We start from the raw sequence: 16,140 nt of genomic DNA on the forward strand, positions 1-16,140 counted from the left end.
TCGCGGCTCGCATCGCCCGCCTCCCCGCACCCGGCCCGCAGGCCGCCGAGCACGGCGTCCGTGGCGGACCGGGTGCGGACTTTTCCGCCGGGCCGCAGGCGGACCCGGTTCCACTGCTTCGAAGGCCGCGCCGCAGGGTGCGCCGAAGAACGCAGGTCGCGGTCTCGTCGAGCGGAACCGTGTGCCGGGAACTGCCGGCCTCCGGCGGGTCGGCCCGGTGGTCCTGCGGTGAGCGTCGCCCCGGCCCCACCGCAACGCTCCTCTCATGGCAGCGAGCGGGTGAGCCATACCAGTTCGCCGCGGTCGTCGGTCGATACGTGGTCGCGCTCGAACCCGAGCTTGTCCAGGACGCGAAACGACGGCGCGTTCCAGGGGCGCACCGTCGACCAGAGCCTCTGCCGTCCGGTCGCGATCGCGGCGTCGAGCACCGCGGAGGCCGCCTCGGTCGCGTAGCCCTGTCCGTGCACGCGCCGGAACAACTCGTACGCGATCTCGGGCTCGTCGACGGACGCCCGGCCGACGGTGAGCCCGCAGTACCCGATGAAGTCGCCCACATCGCGACGGATGACGGGCAGCAGGGCAATGCCTGTCCGTACCGACGCGGCCCGTTCGTCCTCGATCATCTGCCGGTTGTGCTGGATCGACGGCATGCCGCCGCCGCGTTCGGCGACGAGCTCGCGATGGGCGTCGATGTCGGAATCGGTCCACGGACGCAACGTCAGGCGGGCGGTTTCGAGTTGGAGCGACATCGGCGGATACGACATGGCGGCAGCCTATCGGCGCGGCCTCGGCCTCGGCCGGATCGGCCGGGATCCGCAGGCGGTCAGTGGACGTGCCCGCCGGTCAGTTTCCTTTCCCAGAAGACCTCGTCGCGCCATGCGCCGTCGGCGTAGAAGTGGTCATGGGCGATGCCCCAGGAAGTGAATCCGTGTCTGCGCAGGATCGCCTGGGACGCGACGTTCTCCAGTTGGGTGTGTGCCTCCAGCCGATGCAGGTTCAGCTCGTCCTCGGCTATCCGCAGCGCGAGGCCGACGGCACGGCTCGTGTGTCCGAGTCCCTGGTGGAGAGAGGAGACCCAGTAGCCGAGGAATCCCTTCTGGAACGGTCCGCGCAGGATCGAGCTGATGGAGACCTGCCCGATGACGGTCTCGCCGGAGACCACGACGCCGGGCCATGCGAGCCCGTTGTCGTGGGAGGCCAGAAGGGATTCGATGACCGCGGCCTGCCCGTCGGGCGTGTAGAACTCCGCGGGCCTCGCGGGCAGCCAGCGCGCGTACTCCTGCTTGTCCCGGGAGAGCAGGCCGGCGAGTGCGGAGCCGTCGGAGGGCTCGATCAGGCGGATCGATGTGGAGGTCATGGGTGTTCTGCCGTCTTGTCGGCTGCGGTGGGCGGTCGGTGCGCGGGACTCCTACGGTACGCCGTCGGCAGGAGTGGTCACCCGTCCCGCCGAATCGGCCCTAATCGCCCGAGAATCCGAAGATTCCGAGGTGGGTGGGCTCGCCATCGGTGTAAAGGACGACGTAATAGCCGGTCCACCGCATCCGGCACTCGCCCAGGAGGCTCCGCTCGTGTTCCTCGTGGCTCGCGGCATCGTCGGCAGCGGCGACGAGTTCTTCGTACCGCGCGACCGTGGGGCGGTCCGTACCGAAGTGGTGAACCACTCGGCCGGGCGCCAGAGGGCGAAGGGTGCCGTGGTCGGAGGGACGGGACTGCGTCGGCGGGTCGTCCGTGGCAACGACCCTGTCGATGTCGAGGACCGTATGGGTGCCCTCGTTCCCCATGAACTCCGCGTCCTCGTACAGTTCCTCCAGGCTGCGGTAGCGGGATCCGTCGCCGTACTGCTCCCGGAACAACCTGGTCCGCAAGGCCTCCAGGGCCGCCTCGACGTCCCCGTCGTACCCGGTGACGTAGTCCCATCCACTGGCACCCATGAAGCCGCCCTCCCTGAAGATCGTGAACGACCGGACGGTAGCGGCAGGGACTGACAACCACCGCGGCCTCGGGCCGGTTTCCGGGATCGGGGGCCAGGAGGCATGCTGTGGTCGACTGCGACGCCGGCGGGATTCGAACCCGCGGGCAGGGAGGGCAGGTCCGCCCTGTTCCCGCCAGTCGGCGTACGGGTGACCTCCGGACGCCGATCGCAATGGGCCGCTCTGCCACGGCACCGCAGTCTGCGGGACCGCGCGGTCCCGCTGCGGTGATCGTAGGGGTGACGTCCCGGCGCGAGAAAGGCGTTTACGGAGTCGTACGCGGAGTCCGTACGCGGAGTTGTTCTCGGGAGCGCGCGGAGGCGTTCGCGAAGGATCCGCGGAGGAGTTTGCGAAGCCGTTTACCTGGAACGCGGCCGTGTCGCCAGGGGTTTCGCCTCTCCCGAGGGGACCATATGAAGTCGGCCTGTGCCGGTCCCCCGTCGAATCGCTCCTCGTACCATCGATGAGCTTTCGGGGCAGGATCGGTCGGTATGGGTGGACATGCGCGGGCGACGGGGCTGCGCGCACGAGGGGAGACAACAATGACCACCGAGGGCTTCACCACATGTCTGTGGTTCGACGGGCAGGCCGAGGAGGCGGCGGAGTACTACGTCTCGGTCTTCAAGAACTCGCGCCTCGGCAGGACCGGACGCTACAGCGAGGCGGGGCCGGGGCCCGCCGGGTCGGTGATGACGGTCGAGTTCGAGCTCAACGGGCAGCGGTTCGTCGGGCTGAACGGCGGGCCGGAGTTCACTTTCGACGAGGCCGTCTCGTTCCAGATCGGCTGCGCGGACCAGGCCGAGGTGGACCACTACTGGAGCAGCCTCACCGACGGCGGCGAAGAGGGGCCCTGCGGCTGGCTGAAGGACCGGTACGGCCTCTCCTGGCAGGTCGTACCCGAGGGTCTGACCGAGCTGCTCCTGGACCCGGACGGGACCAAGGCCGCCCGGACCACCGCCGCGATGATGACCATGAAGAAGCTGGACATCGCCACGCTGCGGAAGGCGCACGACGAGGGCTGAGCCGCGCGGACGCGGCGATGCCGGAGGTGGATCCGACGGGAGTCGGTGGATCCGTGTCCTCCGGCATCCGCGCACCGGCGCCCGACCGGCCCTGCCCGTCGTCACCTTCGCGCGCCGCTCCTCGCGCGCCGCGGTCCGAGGAAGGTGCCCGCGAGCAGCGCGCCGGCCAGGACCAGGGCCGAGTTGACCAGGATCGCGACCGAGACTCCCGAGAGGACGCCCTCGGGGCCGGTGTCGCCGAGGGCGGACATCCGGGCGGTGGCGACGGCGCTCATGACCGGGATGCCCATGGTGATGCCGACCTGCTGGGTCATGGTGGCGAGGCCGGTGGCCAGGCCCTGTTCCTCGTCGGGGAGTCCGGAGGTCGCGGTGACCATGAAACCGACGATCATCAGCATGTTGCCGATACCGCCGACGAAGGTGGCCGCCAGCAGAAGGGTGATCCAGCCCCCTGACGTCCCGAGCGCCACCAGGGAGAGCGTGGCGACGGCCTGGACGACCCCGCCGGTGACGATGGTCGTACGGCTCCCGAACCGGCCGACCGCACGGCCGCCGAGCGTTCCGCCGATCACCGTGCCGATGCCCAGGACACCGAAGGCGAGGCCGGTGGCGAGGGGCGAGTAGCCGAGGACTTCCTGGAGGTAGAGGGTGAGCAGGAAGACCAGCGAGGTCTCGGTGACGAAGGCGATCAGGCCCGCGGTGTTGCCCCAGATGACGCTGCGCCGCTTCAGGATGTGTACGGGGACCAGCGGCGCCGCCGCCCTCTTCTCGACGGCCCGGAAGGCGACGAGGAGCACGAGCCCGGCGAGCAGGGCGGCCAGGGTGGTGGGCCCGGTCCAGCCGGACTCACCGGCCTGCGTCAGACCGTAGACGAGCAGCAGCAGTCCGCCGGTGACGGTCACGGCCCCGGGGACGTCGAGCCGGGGGCGCCCGGCCGGGCGCGAGTCGGTGATGACGGCCGGGGCGAGGGCGACCACCAGGGCGGCGACCGGCACGTTGATGAAGAACGCCCAGCGCCAGGAGAGCAGGTCGGTGAGCAGGCCGCCGAGGATGGCACCGGCGGTGAACCCGGCGGACATCAGCGCCCCGTTGAGCCCCAGGGCGCGTTCGCGCAGCGGGCCCTCCTTGAAGGCGGTGGTCAGCAGCGCGAGTCCGGCCGGGGTGACGGCCGCCGTGGCCAGCCCCTGCAACACCCTTGCCACGAGCAGCATTTCGGGCGAGACGGCGAGCCCGCCGAGGGCGGAGGAGAGACCGAGGACGGCCATCCCGATGAGGAACAGCCGCTTGCGGCCGACGAGGTCGGCGATCCGGCCGAGGAGCAGGGTGAAGCCGGCCGCGGCGAGCGCGAACGAGGTGGCGATCCACTGGAGATGGGAGAGGGAGAAGCCGAGCCCCTCGCCGACGACCGGCAGCGCGACGTTCAGGATCGAGAAGTCCACGGCGATCATGAACTGGGCGCCGAGGAGGAGTGCGAGGACCAGCTTCTGCCGTCCGGTCATGCGGGTCCGGGACGGGGCAGGGACGAGGGAAGGGGAGGGAGAGGGCGAGGGGGAAGCGGCGGTGGTGCCGGTCGTATCCGATGGGGCCTGGCTGGGTGCGGACATGATGGCCTTCCTCAGGGAGAGGTTTTAACGGGACTGCAGTTCCGTTAAAGTGGAGTCACCGTAGCAGAGGAAGGGTTACTAATGGAACTGGAGACCCGTTATGGCTTCTGAGGGTGTGGAGCCCGGCAGCGTCCGACCCGGTGGCCGTACCGCCCGGGTCCGCGAATCGGTCCTGCGGGCGGCGGGCGACGCCCTGGCCGAGCACGGCTTCGACCGCCTGGACCTCGCCGATGTCGCGCGCCGGGCGGAGGTCGGCAAGACGACCGTCTACCGGCGCTGGTCCTCGCCCACCGGCCTGATCGCGGACCTGCTCGACGACATGGCCGAGCAGTCCTCGCCCCGTACCGCCACGGGTTCGCTGGCCGAGGACCTCCGGGCCAACGCCCGACTGGTGGTCAGGACCCTCTCCGACCCGCGGCAGGGCGCGCTCTTCAAGTCCGTGATCGCCGCGGCCACCTGCGACCCGCGCACGGCCGAGGCGCTGCACCGGTTCTACGCGATCCGCATCAAGGAGTGGTCCGGCTGCGTCACCGAGGCGGTCGAGCGCGGGGAGCTGCCCGCGGGCACGGACCCGGACGAGGTGATCCGCGCCGTCTCGGCGCCGCTCTACTACCGGCTGCTGGCCAGCGGCGACCCGCTCGACGAGGCGGCCGCGGACCGTGCCGCCGAGGCCGCCGAGGCGGCGGCGCGGTCGGGCGCGTACGTCGGGTAGCCGGGGACGCCGGCCGAAGGCGCCGGCCCGTCAGCCCGCCGGGTGCGCCCGCAGACGGGCCGCCCACGGGTGCCCGGCGCCCTCGGCCAGGGTGAGGGTCTCGGTCAGCCAGGCGCGCTGGTCGGCGGTGAGGACCGGCAGCACCCGGGCGAAGTCCCGCTCGTCCTTGGGGCGCGGGGATCTCGCCTTGTACAGGAGCTGCACCTCGGGGCGGAGATAGGGAACGCCGTCCCCGGAGAGCCGGCCGAGCCGTCCGACCGGCAGGCGGATGCGGGGATCGCGGCGGAACAGCCAGTCGCCGCCCTCCGCGTCGTCGAGCATGAGCTGGACGCGCCAGGGCTCGTCGGGCCCCGGGCGGCACCAGATGTCGTGCACGTACGGCGGCAGGACCTCGCCGGCGAGCCAGCGGCGCAGGGTGCCGGGCGGGTCCGCGGCCCACCACTCCCAGTCCGCCAGGAGGTGCTGGGCGGCGAGCTGGTCGCGGCGGAGCAGGAGTACGTCGATGTCGCCGTGCTCCCGGAAGGCGCGGCCCACGGCGAACTCGACCGCGTATCCCCCGGCGATCCACCAGGGGACACGCAGCGGCGCGAAGAGGCGGGCGGCCTCGTCCGGCGGAGGCGGATCCCAGGCGCCCCACGGGGTCTCCGTACGCATGGCCTCAGGTCCCTTTCCTCTCCGGCACCGCCCGCCGCGGGGTCAGTCCGTCTTCAGCAGATGCCGGTAGCTGTCCGGATGCTCCCGCAGGAAGGCGGCCAGGCTCGTCGCCGGATGCCCGGTGAGGTCCGGCACCGCCTCCGAGACCGTGGCCATCTCGCCGGCGGCGATGGCCTCGTACGACGTCACCCAGCCGGCGACCTCCCAGTCCTCGGCACCGTACTGCGCCCGGGAGGCGTAGGCCTCCTCCCGGGTCTCCGGCAGGTAGGTGACGGTCCTGCCGGTGACCCTGCCGAGCTCCTCGGCCGCCTCGGCGAGGGTGAACGCCTGCGGGCCCGTGAGGTCGTAGGTGATCCCGTCGTGGCGGGTGTCGTCGCTCTCGGTGTCGGCCAGCAGGACGGCGACCGCGGCGTCCGCGATGTCGTCGTGCGCCACCGCCGCCACCCGGCCGTCGCCCGCCGGGCCGCGCAGCACCCCGTCGGCACCGGTCATCGCCGGGATCCCGGCGAGGTACAGGCTGTCGCGCAGGAAGGTGTGGCGGACATCGGCGGCCCGGATGTGCGCCTCGGTGTGCCAGTGGTCGCGGGCGAAGGTGAACGTGGCGTCCGGCGCCGCGCCCAGGAAGGAGACGTACACGATGCGTTCGACGCCCACGGCGACCGCCGCGTCCACGGCCGTCGTGTGCTCGCGCACCCGGTACGGGCTCTCGTGCGCCGAGACGAGGAACAGCGTGTGCGCCCCGGCCAGGGCGCGGCGCATGGCCTCGCCGTCGCCGTACGGGGCGGGCGGCGCGGCGACCGCGCCGGGCAGCTCGGGCAGCCGGGACGGGTCGCGCCCGAGGAGCCGCACGGGCACGCCGGCGCGCGCCAGACGCCGCGCGACACGGCCGCCGACGGCTCCGCCCGCGCCGGTGACGGCGACGATGGGGGCGCCCGGGGTCTCCGGGCCGGTGGGGGGTGGGTTGTTCATGCGGGGGCGCCTTCCTTGCGCGGCCAGGGCCGCACCTCCACGACCGCGTCCACCGGGACGGGGCCGTAGATGTGCGGGAACTCCTCGCCGCCGGGCGCGACGGACTCGTACCGTACGGGCGCCGGGAGCCGGTCGGGATCGATGACGAGGACCACGAGTTCCTGGTCACCGGTCCCGGCCCCGCTCCCGGCGCCGTACAGCATCTCGGCCACGCCGGCGAGCTGGTGCGGCAGCGAGCAGTGGATGAAGCCCTCTTCGTGCAGGGTGCGGCCGCGGGTGGACATCTCGTACGTCCCGATCCCGCGGGCCGCCTCCCACAGGGGGCCTTCGGTGAGGTGCAGCAGCAGTTCGGCCATGGGCCAAAGCTAACCGCGTCGACGCGCCCTTCGGGCCATCAGCGTGGCCGCCGATCCGGCCACGAGCAGAGCGGCGGCGATTCCGCCGAGTACCCACTCACCTCCGTGCGCGCCCGTGTGCGGCAACTCGCCCCCGGGATGGGGCTTGTCCGGCCAGGGACCGGGCTTGTCCGGCCAGTCGGGCTTGTGCGGCCAGGTGTGGGACGGGGTGGGCTTCGGTCCCGGTGTGTGGGTCGGGGTGTGGGTCGGAGTCGGGGTCGATGTGTCCGTCGGGGTCGGGGTCGGGGTCGACGTGTCCGTCGGAGTCGGGGTCGGGGTCGACGTGTCCGTCGGAGTCGGAGTCGGGGTCGACGTGTCCGTCGGAGTCGGAGTCGGGGTGGGCTCCTCGCCGCAGGTCGGCAGGTCCCCGTCGAAGGGATAGGAGTGCATCTCCTGGCCGCCCGACTCGCCGGCCGAGGTGTGAATCAGTGAACCGGCGTTGTAGAAACGGCCGTTGGTCCCGCTCATGTCCAGCGTGGCCGTGCTCGACTGCTGGCCGATCAGGATGCTGCCCTGGAACTGTCCGGTGCCGTGCAGGCCGACCTCGGTGGCGTCCGGGAAGTTCCACAGAAGGTGCTCGCGCAGCCCGGCCTGGGGCAGTGAGCCCATGTACGTACTGATGTTGCGGGCACTGCCGTAGAGGTTGACCAGGACGGTCGCACCCGCCGGGACCGCGTTGAACGTGATGCCCTGCTGACCGCCCTGGGCCGTCGTCAGGTCGGCGTCGACGGCGAAGACCTGGAGGGACGAGGTGCCGTCGCCGGTGAAGACTGTCTCGGAACCGGTGTTCACCACGGTGCCCGTGGCAGGGCGGCGGTGGTCCTGGTTGTCGTCGTAGGCGTAACAGTGGCTGGCCGCGGTCAGCTGGTCGCGCAGTTGCGCGTACGGGGCCGTGGCGGCCGGGTCGTGGACCGGGGCCGGGATCACCGTTCCGCTGACGGTGTCGGCGTACTTGACCACGCCGTGGTTCGTGCCTTCCTCGGCGAGCAGCCGCTGTCCGGTCGCGACGGCCAGGGGCCCGCCCACGGTCAGATAGTCGGAGCCGTCGGGGGGCGGCACCCGGGAGCCCACGCCGGCCACGCCGACGTTGTAGACCTGCGAGGCCCCCTCGCGCTTGTTCATGTCGAACTGCCCGAGGGTGACGATCTTCCCCTCGGCCTCGGCGGCGGCCTCCCGGACCAGGAAGTCGCCGCCGACGAAGATGTTGATGTTGCTGTCGTGGAAACTGACGGGCCCGTTGTTCGGGTCGGGCCAGGTGTCCGGGCAGTCGCTGCCCAGACACGGGCCGAGCCCGCCGGGCAACGGGTCGGCCAGAGCGATGGACGCCATCGCGCCCACCATGGCAGCGGCCGCCGCCGTGGCCACCGCCGCCCGGATACCTTTGCCTCGCCTACGCACTTCTGTTGCCATAAGGGGCAATATGCAGGTTTACTTACCAAACGAAAGGAATGCCACGCCCGGTTCACCCCTGATGCACCCGGATAAGCGGAGCCGCGACCGGAATCGCCCGAGCGCGCGGTCACGCGCGGGGCCGAGGCCGGCGGTGCGTCAACAGCCGTCGGTCACAAGCCGGTCGTCCCCGGCGATACGCGGTCGCCTTCGGCGGCTTCGGCGGCGGGTCAGGCGGTGTCCGCCAGCAGTTCGGCCTCCACCCCCGGGTCCAGGCCGACCTCGGGCCGGTCCGGACGCTGCGGGGCCTGACCGCCCAGCTCCTCCAGCCACTTCCAGGTGTCGGCGACCGTCTCCTCGACCGGGCGGCAACGCAGGCCGGTCGCGTACGCCTTGCTGACGTCTCCGCAGTGCAGGGTGTCGTACAGCTCGCCCGGCGGCAGCCAGACCGGCAGATCGCTCCACGGCTCCACGCCCGCCGTGAGGATCTTCTCCGCGGGTGTCCAGCGCAGTGCCGCGTCGGAGCCGGTGACACGCACACAGGCCTCCAGCAGCTGCCCCATGGTGGCGTGGCCCGGGCGGCTCACCAGGTTGTACGGTCCGTGCAGTCCGCTGCGGGCGGCGTCCAGCAGCCAGTCGGCGAGGTCGCGGGCGTCGATGTACTGAAGCCTCAGATCCGGTGTGCCCGGGGCCAGTACGGGACCGCCGCGGGCGATCCGTCCCAGCCACCAGGGCAGTCTGCCGATGTTCTCCCAGGGGCCCAGGATCAGTCCGGCGCGGGCGAGGAGGGCCCGGTCGCCGAAGGCGTCCAGCGCGGCCAGTTCGCCGCCGCGCTTGGCCAGGGGGTACGAGACGTCCCCGCCTGCGTCGGGCGAGGCGCCGGTCACCAGCGGACCCTCCTCCGCCAGGCCGGCCGGGGCCGGGTAGTCGTACACGGAGCGGCTGGAGACATAGGCGTACCGGGCGGCCCGGCCGGCCAGCAGGCGGGCCGCGTCCCGTACCGCCGAGGGCGCGCCGCTCCAGGTGTCGACGACCAGGTCCCAGGCGTACCCGCCGTCGGGGTCGTCGCCCGGCCGGGCCAGGGCGGCGAGGCCGTTCTCGGCGGTGCGGTCGCCCAGGAGTTCCGTCACACCCGGCGGGGGTGCGTGCCGGCCGCGGTGGAACACCGTGACGTCCCAGCCCCGCGCCAGCGCCGCCTCGGTGACGGCGCGCCCGACGAATTCCGTACCGCCCAGCATCAGAAGCCTCATGGCACCGACTCTGCCCGCCGGGCGGCCCGGTGGGAACCGGTCCTCGCTCTCGGCGGAATCGGGAACCCGTGCCTCACGGCATGCGGGCGAGCGGGCTGCGATTGCGCAGCAGCCACTGGTGGTACCCGGCCGCGCGCCGGGCCGCCTCCCGGTAGGCCGCCTCCAGCTCCCCGTACACCGTCGCCGTGTCGACGCCGGGCCGGGACACCAGCAGCAGCCGTACGGCGAGGGGGTCGTCGCGCAGCGGGCGGATCGCCATGTCGTCGCGCGGTCCGGAGGTGGGCTGGCAGGGGGCGACCGCCTCGCCGAGCACGATGAGGGAGGCGGCGGTGAGGTAGTCGCCGTGCAGCACGGCCGGCGCGAGACCGGCCTCGTCGAACACCCGGCGCAGCCCGTCCCATTCGCCGTCCACGGTGGGGTCGACCATCCACCGGTCGGCGGCCAGGTCGACGAGGTCGACGACCGGCCGGCCGGCGGCCGGGTGGTCCCTGGCCATGGAGATGAACTGCGGTTCGCGGTCCAGGAGTACGCGCTGTTCCAGGCCGTCGGGGACGGCCAGCGGGCAGCCTTCGACCTCGTGCACGAAGGCGACGTCGAGCCCGCCCGCCCCGACGTCGCGGAGCAGTGCGCGGGCCGACACGTCGACCCGCAGCGAGATGTCCGTGCCGGGGAGCCGGAGCCGCAGCCTTCTCAGCCAGCCGCCGATGACCCGGCTCGCCGTGCAGCCGATGCGCAGCCGGGGCCCGGAGGCCCGGACCGCGTCGGCCTCCGCCTTCGCGTCGCTGACCAGGGCGGTCATCCCGTCGACCAGGGGGCGGGCCCGGCTGAGGACGGAGCGGCCGAGCAACGTCGGCCGGCAGCCGGTCCGTTCGCGGCGGAACAGCTCGGCGCCCAGGGTGTTCTCGATCCGGCGCAGCTGGGTGGTCAGGGAGGGCTGGCTCACGCCCAGTCTGCGGGCGGCTTGGTGCAGGCTGCCCGTGTCCGCGATGGCGCACAGCGCCCTGAGGTGTCTCACCTCAAGCTCCATACGGTCGAGCGTAGGGCGGCGGGCGGCGGTCGCACCAGACTCCCCAACCACATCAAAGCCCTTTAATTCACCTGGAGTTGGCGGACTCTTCGGCGGCGGTACCCGGGATGGCGATAGCCCGGCGCTATCGCCGGTTGACATCATCCGCCGCGGCTCGTGCTCCCCGACACTCTCTCCGTACCGCACCCGTCCGAGTCCGATCATCGGACGGGTTCATCGGACCGGTAACGGTAGGAGACCCCCCATGAGACACCCCAGGACCGTCATGTCGGCCGTGGTCGGCCTCGGCTTCGGCCTCGCGGCCGCGCTGGGCACGGCACCGGCGATCGCCTCCTCGGCCCCCGCCGCGGCACCCACCACCACGTCGGACGCCCGCGCCGGCTACACCGCCTACGCCGGATCGCACGAGAACGCCGCCGCGAACAAGGCGTTCTTCGAGGCGGTCGCCAAGTCCGTGGCGAAGAAGCGGGCGGCGAACCCCGGCGCCCAGTCGGTCACCGTCGTCTACAGCACCTCCAACGCGCCCAGCTTCCGTTCCCAGATAGCCAGCAGCGCGCAGATCTGGAACAGCTCCGTCTCCAACGTCCGCCTGCAGGAGGGCTCGAACGCCGACTTCGCCTACTACGAGGGCAATGACTCCCGGGGCTCGTACGCGAGCACCGACGGGCACGGCAACGGGTACATCTTCCTGGACTACGCGCAGAACCAGCAGTACAACTCGACCCGTGTCACCGCACACGAGACCGGTCATGTGCTCGGACTGCCGGACCACTACTCCGGCCCGTGCAGCGAGCTGATGTCGGGCGGCGGCCCCGGCACGTCCTGCACCAACCCGTACCCCAACGCGAACGAGCGCAGCCAGGTCAACTACCTGTGGCAGAACGGCTTCGCGGCTTCTCTCGCGCGCAGCGCCTCCTGACCCTCCCCGGTCCGGACGCGTCGCACCACCGGGGCCACCTCGTAGGACGGGGTGGCCCCGCTGCGGCCCGCCGGTGCGGACGGGACCGGGTCCGCGGGCCGGTTCACGGACCGGGCACGGGATCCGGCCGGGGCCGGACGGTCAGGCGAGTTCCAGCGGGAAGGCGCCGCGGTGGCCCGTACCGGCGCCCTGCTCCGGGCGGGGCTCGAACTCGCGACAGCTCCAGATCTCCTGGACGAACCCGGTGCGCCGGTCCCACAGGTCCCGGACATCGCCCTCACCGGCCGCCCCCCGGTAGGCGTCCTTGGCGCCCCGGAAGCACGCGAGGCCGCCGGACAGTCCGCGCACCGCGGCCGGGGCCGGGAAGTAGTCCGAGAAGGCGCAGGCTATGCAGGTCTGGAGCCGCACGCCGGGCGGCAGGGCGCGCTGGATCGTGGCGAGCGCGGACGCGAAGTCGCTCTCGGCGCGATGGGACGTGTAGGCCGCGCCGCCGAACTGCAGCTCCAGGCCGAGGTAGGAATCGGGGCGGCGCAGCGACAACAGGCAGCTGAGCGTGGCCTGGTGAACGGCTCCGTCCCAGATGACCGGGAGCGGCAGGTCCCACTCCAGCACGCAGTCGCTCAGCGCACCGTCCACCAGGGTGAACCGGTCGTCGGCCGGTGGCGTGCCGACGGCCGGGGTGAGGCCGTCGAAGCTCGTGCCCTCGAAGTCGATGCCTCGTGTGCGGAGGCGTAGTTGCTGTCCGTCGGTGGTGAGGACGACGGCATCGGAACCCTGTCGGTCCCGGTACCACCCTGCCCATGACTCATCTGTCATGGGCACGGACTGTAGCCCGTGCCCATGACAGTCGCCCGCTCGCCCTCCGTTTCCTCTCACGGGCCTTGTGACCTCGGCGCCTTGTCCCCGTTCCGCTTCCTCCGCTCCGTGGTCAGTGCGTCCGTCGGGTGACGAACTCCGCGAGTGTCAGGAGGTCGCCCGCCCGGGCCAGGTCGGGGACCGCCCGGGCGAGGTGATGGACCGCGCGGGCCATCCGGTCCGCCGCGGCGATCTGCGCCCAGTCGCGGCCGCCGGCCCGTTCGACGGCGTCGGCGGCGCGGCTCACCTCGCCGGGTGTGTTCATCGATCCCCGGTACAGCGTGGCGAGTTCGGCCGCCGCCGGGGTGCCGGAGGTCAGTGCGGCGACGACGGGCAGGGACTTCTTGTGGGCGACGAGATCCGCGCCGACCGGCTTCCCGGTCCGCGCCGGGTCCCCCCAGATGCCGATCAGGTCGTCGATGAGCTGGAAGGCGAGGCCCGCCTCCCGGCCGAATCCGTCCAGCGCGCCGACCGAGCGCTCCCCCGCGCCCGCGTACAGTGCCCCCAGTGCGCAGGCGCAGCCGAGCAGGGCGCCGGTCTTGGCGGTGGCCATGGTCAGGCACTCGTCCAGCGTGACCTCGTCGGGGCCCCGGTCCTCGAAGGCGCAGTCGGCCTGCTGGCCCGCGCACAGTTCGATGACGCAGGCCGAGAGCCGGGCCGAGGCGCGGGCCCCGGCCGGGGACGGGTCCTCGGTGAGCAGCCGCTGGGCGAGGGCGAACATGGCGTCGCCCGCGATGATCGCGTCCGGGATGCCGAAGACCGCCCAGGCGGTGGGGCGGTGACGGCGCGTCCGGTCCTCGTCGATGACGTCGTCGTGCAGCAGGGTGAAGTTGTGGGCCAGCTCCACGGCGACGGCTGCCCGCACCGCCCGTTCCTGGTCGCCGTCGAGCGCGCGGGCGGCGGCGAGGACCAGTGCGGGTCTGATGGCCTTGCCGGCCGGACCCGAGGACGGGCTGCCGTCGGCCTCCTGCCAGCCGAAGTGGTACATCGCCACGCGACGGATGGATCCGGGCAACGACTCGACTGCGGCGCGCAGTTGCGGATCGACGAGAGCCCGGGTCCGCTCCAGGAGCACCTCGGCCTCCTGGCCCTGTGCCGCGGCGGCCGGGGCGAAGGCCGTGGCGGGCGGGTCGTCGGGGCCCTGCGCCACGGGTACGCGCGGGGCGTCGTCGCCCGGGATGCGGGGCGTGGGTGGTTGGGGTACGTGATGGGTCTTCACTGGGCCGTCCTCCCGAGGCCGCCCCGGGCACGGCTGCCCGGCGGCGGAGGTTGACGGGGGTCCGGACATCGCCGTCCGGACCCCCGAGGGGCTACCGCCAGCGGCTGACCTCGACGTTTTCCAGTACGCCCAGGGCGTCCGGCACGAGGATTGCCGCGGAGTAGTAGGCCGTCACCAGATAGGAGATGATCGCCTGCTCGTCGATCCCCATGAAGCGGACCGAGAGGCTGGGCTCGATCTCGTCGGGGATGCCGGACTGCTGGAGTCCGATGACGCCCTGCTCGGCCTCACCCGTCCTCATGCAGATGATCGACGTGGTCCGGGCGTCGGTGACCGGGATCTTGTTGCACGGGAAGATCGGCACCCCTCGCCAGGCCGGGACATGGTGTCCGCCGACATCGACGCTCTCCGGCACCAGACCGCGCTTGTTGCACTCGCGGCCGAACGCGGCGATGGCCCTCGGGTGGGCGAGGAAGAGCTTCGAGCCGCGGCGGCGCGAGAGCAGCTCGTCCATGTCGTCGGGGCTGGGCGCACCGTCGTGCGGCTGGAGGCGCTGCCCGTAGTCGCAGTTGTTGAGCAGCCCGAACTCGCGGTTGTTGATCAGCTCGTGCTCCTGGCGCTCGCGCAGCGCCTCGACCGTGAGCCGCAACTGCTGCTCGGTCTGGTTCATCGGCTGGTTGTAGAGGTCGGCGACCCGGCTGTGGACCTTGAGCACGGTCTGGGCGACGCTCAGCTCGTACTCGCGGGGGGACGCGTCGTAGTCGACGTATGTGTGCGGGACGACGGCCTCGCCGACATGGCCGGCGGAGAGGTCGATCGCCGCTTCGCCGTACTTGTTGGTGCGCTGTTCCGGAATGCTGAGCAGCCCGGCGAGGTGGTCGCGGAGCGAGTCCGCGCGCTCGGCGAGGTTCAGCACGTCCGCCCGGCTCAGCGTCAGCACCGTGCAGGCGGTGACGGCACGGGCCGTGTACTCCCAGACGGCGTCGCCGTCGACCAGGGCCTGGTCCCCGAAATAGGCCCCGTCGGCGTGGACCCCGAGCACCGTCTCGTCCCCGTACGGACCGGTGCCGACCTTCTCGACCTTGCCGTGCGCCAGCAGATAGACGCTGTCCGCCGCGTCCCCCGACGCGGCCAGCACCTGCCCCGCCGCGATCTCGCGCTGCTCGCACCGCCGGGCCAGCTCGCCCAGCACTTCTTCGTCGCCGAAGTCCCGCAGGGCGGGGAGCTCTCCGAGCTCGGCGGGGATGACCGCGACCCGGTCACCGGTCTGTACAAAGGTCACCCTGCCGTCCCCGACCGAGTAGCTCAGCCTGCGGTTCACCCGGTAGGTACCACCTTGCACCTGCACCCACGGCAGCGTCTTCAGCAGCCACCGCGAGGTGATCTCCTGCATCTGCGGGGCGGACTTGGTGGTCGTCGCGAGGTTCCGCGCCGCTGCCGTCCCCAGACTCTGCTGCGGCGGCAACGACGCGTTCTGAACCTCTTCACCAACGGACATCTGACGTCCTCTCCATCTTCGGCCGACCTTCGAGAAGAAGCCTTTCAGCACGGAGAGCGGTCGCACCATTACACAAAAGAGTGTGACTAATCAGCTTTGGGCTGGGCACAACGCTCAGCAATGTCCACGGACCAACTTAAGTTGCATCCTCGATGCAACTTATCTACGGTTACTGTCATGCGGCTGACGAAATTCACCGACGTGGCGCTGCGCGTGCTGATGCGCCTCGCCGTCGCGGAGAACGAGGATCCGCCGACCACCCGGGAGGTGGCGGCCACCATGCAGGTGCCGTACACCCACGCCGCGAAGGTCGTCGCCAGGCTCCAGCACCTCGGACTGATCGAGGCGCGACGGGGTCGCGGCGGGGGGCTCAGCCTCACCGGGGCGGGCCGCTCCGCCTCGATCGGCGAGCTCGTCCGGGAACTCGAAGGCCCCGGCGACGTCGTCGAGTGCGAGGGCGCCACCCCCTGCCCCCTGCGCTCGGCCTGCCGGCTGCGCGGCGCACTGCGCCGCGCGGAAGAGGCCTTCTACGCCTCACTCGATCCGCTCACCGTCGCCGAACTGGTCGCATCCCCCACCGGGCCGCTGCTGATCGGCATCAGCAGCACCCGCCCGGACACCGGCTGAGCCGCCGCACACCACACCACGGGCCCCACC

General features: G+C 72.0%; 17 protein-coding genes and 1 tRNA gene. 4 read left to right on the forward strand and 14 right to left on the reverse strand.

The genetic code is table 11. The features are described 5' to 3' along the window. Nucleotides 1-263: 263 nt before the first annotated feature. From AB0D53_RS01185 to AB0D53_RS01200, 4 genes are all read right to left on the reverse strand, one after another. Nucleotides 264-764 (reverse strand): GNAT family N-acetyltransferase, encoded by a 501-nt coding sequence (locus tag AB0D53_RS01185; RefSeq protein WP_362438158.1) that lies wholly within the window; start codon nt 762-764, stop codon nt 264-266. Nucleotides 765-823: 59 nt separating this feature from the next. Further along, nucleotides 824-1,357 carry a GNAT family protein gene (locus AB0D53_RS01190; protein ID WP_362438161.1) on the reverse strand — a complete coding sequence of 178 codons (534 nt, stop codon included), beginning with the start codon at nt 1,355-1,357 and terminating at the stop codon, nt 824-826. 100 nt (nt 1,358-1,457) lie between these two features. After that, nucleotides 1,458-1,931: a hypothetical protein gene (locus tag AB0D53_RS01195; RefSeq protein ID WP_362438164.1), complete on the reverse strand. Its 474-nt coding sequence runs from the start codon at nt 1,929-1,931 to the stop codon at nt 1,458-1,460. Between the two features lie 118 nt (nt 1,932-2,049). After that, a tRNA-OTHER gene (locus AB0D53_RS01200) sits at nt 2,050-2,166 on the reverse strand. Between the two features lie 346 nt (nt 2,167-2,512). On the opposite strand from AB0D53_RS01200, the gene AB0D53_RS01205 reads away from it, so the two are divergent. After that, nucleotides 2,513-2,992 (forward strand): VOC family protein, encoded by a 480-nt coding sequence (locus AB0D53_RS01205; RefSeq protein WP_362438167.1) that lies wholly within the window; start codon nt 2,513-2,515, stop codon nt 2,990-2,992. Nucleotides 2,993-3,093: 101 nt separating this feature from the next. Here the strand turns inward: AB0D53_RS01205 and AB0D53_RS01210 are convergent, their stop codons facing one another. Then, the gene (locus AB0D53_RS01210; protein ID WP_362438170.1) at nt 3,094-4,491 is read right to left on the reverse strand and encodes an MFS transporter; all 1,398 of its coding nucleotides are present in this window, start codon (nt 4,489-4,491) and stop codon (nt 3,094-3,096) included. A gap of 205 nt (nt 4,492-4,696) precedes the next feature. Between AB0D53_RS01210 and AB0D53_RS01215 the strand changes: the two genes are divergently transcribed. Then, a complete protein-coding gene (locus AB0D53_RS01215) occupies nt 4,697-5,308 on the forward strand; it encodes a TetR/AcrR family transcriptional regulator (protein WP_362438173.1) in 612 nt (203 codons plus the stop codon). A gap of 30 nt (nt 5,309-5,338) precedes the next feature. On the opposite strand, the gene AB0D53_RS01220 is transcribed toward AB0D53_RS01215, so the two are convergent. The 6 genes from AB0D53_RS01220 to AB0D53_RS01245 form a co-directional block, all read right to left on the reverse strand. Further along, the gene (locus AB0D53_RS01220) at nt 5,339-5,962 is read right to left on the reverse strand and encodes an amino acid transporter (protein WP_362438176.1); all 624 of its coding nucleotides are present in this window, start codon (nt 5,960-5,962) and stop codon (nt 5,339-5,341) included. Between the two features lie 42 nt (nt 5,963-6,004). Continuing rightward, nucleotides 6,005-6,931 carry an NAD(P)H-binding protein gene (locus AB0D53_RS01225; RefSeq protein WP_362438179.1) on the reverse strand — a complete coding sequence of 309 codons (927 nt, stop codon included), beginning with the start codon at nt 6,929-6,931 and terminating at the stop codon, nt 6,005-6,007. Then, nucleotides 6,928-7,287, reverse strand: coding sequence for a DUF952 domain-containing protein (locus tag AB0D53_RS01230; RefSeq protein ID WP_362438182.1), 360 nt, complete (start codon nt 7,285-7,287; stop codon nt 6,928-6,930). Before AB0D53_RS01230 ends, AB0D53_RS01225 begins: the two co-directional genes overlap by 4 nt. 9 nt (nt 7,288-7,296) lie before the next feature. Then, nucleotides 7,297-8,655, reverse strand: coding sequence for a choice-of-anchor A family protein (locus tag AB0D53_RS01235; RefSeq protein WP_362438185.1), 1,359 nt, complete (start codon nt 8,653-8,655; stop codon nt 7,297-7,299). A 290-nt stretch (nt 8,656-8,945) separates the two neighbouring features. Further along, complete coding sequence (locus tag AB0D53_RS01240) at nt 8,946-9,953, reverse strand: NAD-dependent epimerase/dehydratase family protein (protein WP_362438812.1); 1,008 nt, start codon at nt 9,951-9,953, stop codon at nt 8,946-8,948. An 85-nt stretch (nt 9,954-10,038) separates the two neighbouring features. Beyond that, nucleotides 10,039-10,992 carry a LysR family transcriptional regulator gene (locus AB0D53_RS01245; RefSeq protein ID WP_362438188.1) on the reverse strand — a complete coding sequence of 318 codons (954 nt, stop codon included), beginning with the start codon at nt 10,990-10,992 and terminating at the stop codon, nt 10,039-10,041. Nucleotides 10,993-11,236: 244 nt separating this feature from the next. Here AB0D53_RS01245 and snpA point away from each other — a divergent pair, with 244 nt between their 5' ends. Then, a complete protein-coding gene (gene snpA / locus AB0D53_RS01250; RefSeq protein ID WP_362438191.1) occupies nt 11,237-11,911 on the forward strand; it encodes a snapalysin in 675 nt (224 codons plus the stop codon). 141 nt (nt 11,912-12,052) lie between these two features. On the opposite strand, the gene AB0D53_RS01255 is transcribed toward snpA, so the two are convergent. From AB0D53_RS01255 to AB0D53_RS01265, 3 genes are all read right to left on the reverse strand, one after another. Beyond that, a complete protein-coding gene (locus AB0D53_RS01255) occupies nt 12,053-12,727 on the reverse strand; it encodes a DUF6304 family protein (RefSeq protein ID WP_072483803.1) in 675 nt (224 codons plus the stop codon). Nucleotides 12,728-12,839: 112 nt separating this feature from the next. Beyond that, complete coding sequence (locus tag AB0D53_RS01260) at nt 12,840-13,985, reverse strand: family 2 encapsulin nanocompartment cargo protein polyprenyl transferase (protein ID WP_362438196.1); 1,146 nt, start codon at nt 13,983-13,985, stop codon at nt 12,840-12,842. 91 nt (nt 13,986-14,076) lie between these two features. Beyond that, nucleotides 14,077-15,483 carry a family 2B encapsulin nanocompartment shell protein gene (locus tag AB0D53_RS01265; RefSeq protein WP_362438199.1) on the reverse strand — a complete coding sequence of 469 codons (1,407 nt, stop codon included), beginning with the start codon at nt 15,481-15,483 and terminating at the stop codon, nt 14,077-14,079. Nucleotides 15,484-15,660: 177 nt separating this feature from the next. Between AB0D53_RS01265 and AB0D53_RS01270 the strand changes: the two genes are divergently transcribed. Then, complete coding sequence (locus tag AB0D53_RS01270; RefSeq protein ID WP_362438202.1) at nt 15,661-16,110, forward strand: Rrf2 family transcriptional regulator; 450 nt, start codon at nt 15,661-15,663, stop codon at nt 16,108-16,110. Nucleotides 16,111-16,140 lie beyond the last annotated feature (30 nt).

Source organism: Streptomyces sp. NPDC048295 (genome assembly GCF_040652135.1).
GTDB lineage: Bacteria > Actinomycetota > Actinomycetes > Streptomycetales > Streptomycetaceae > Streptomyces.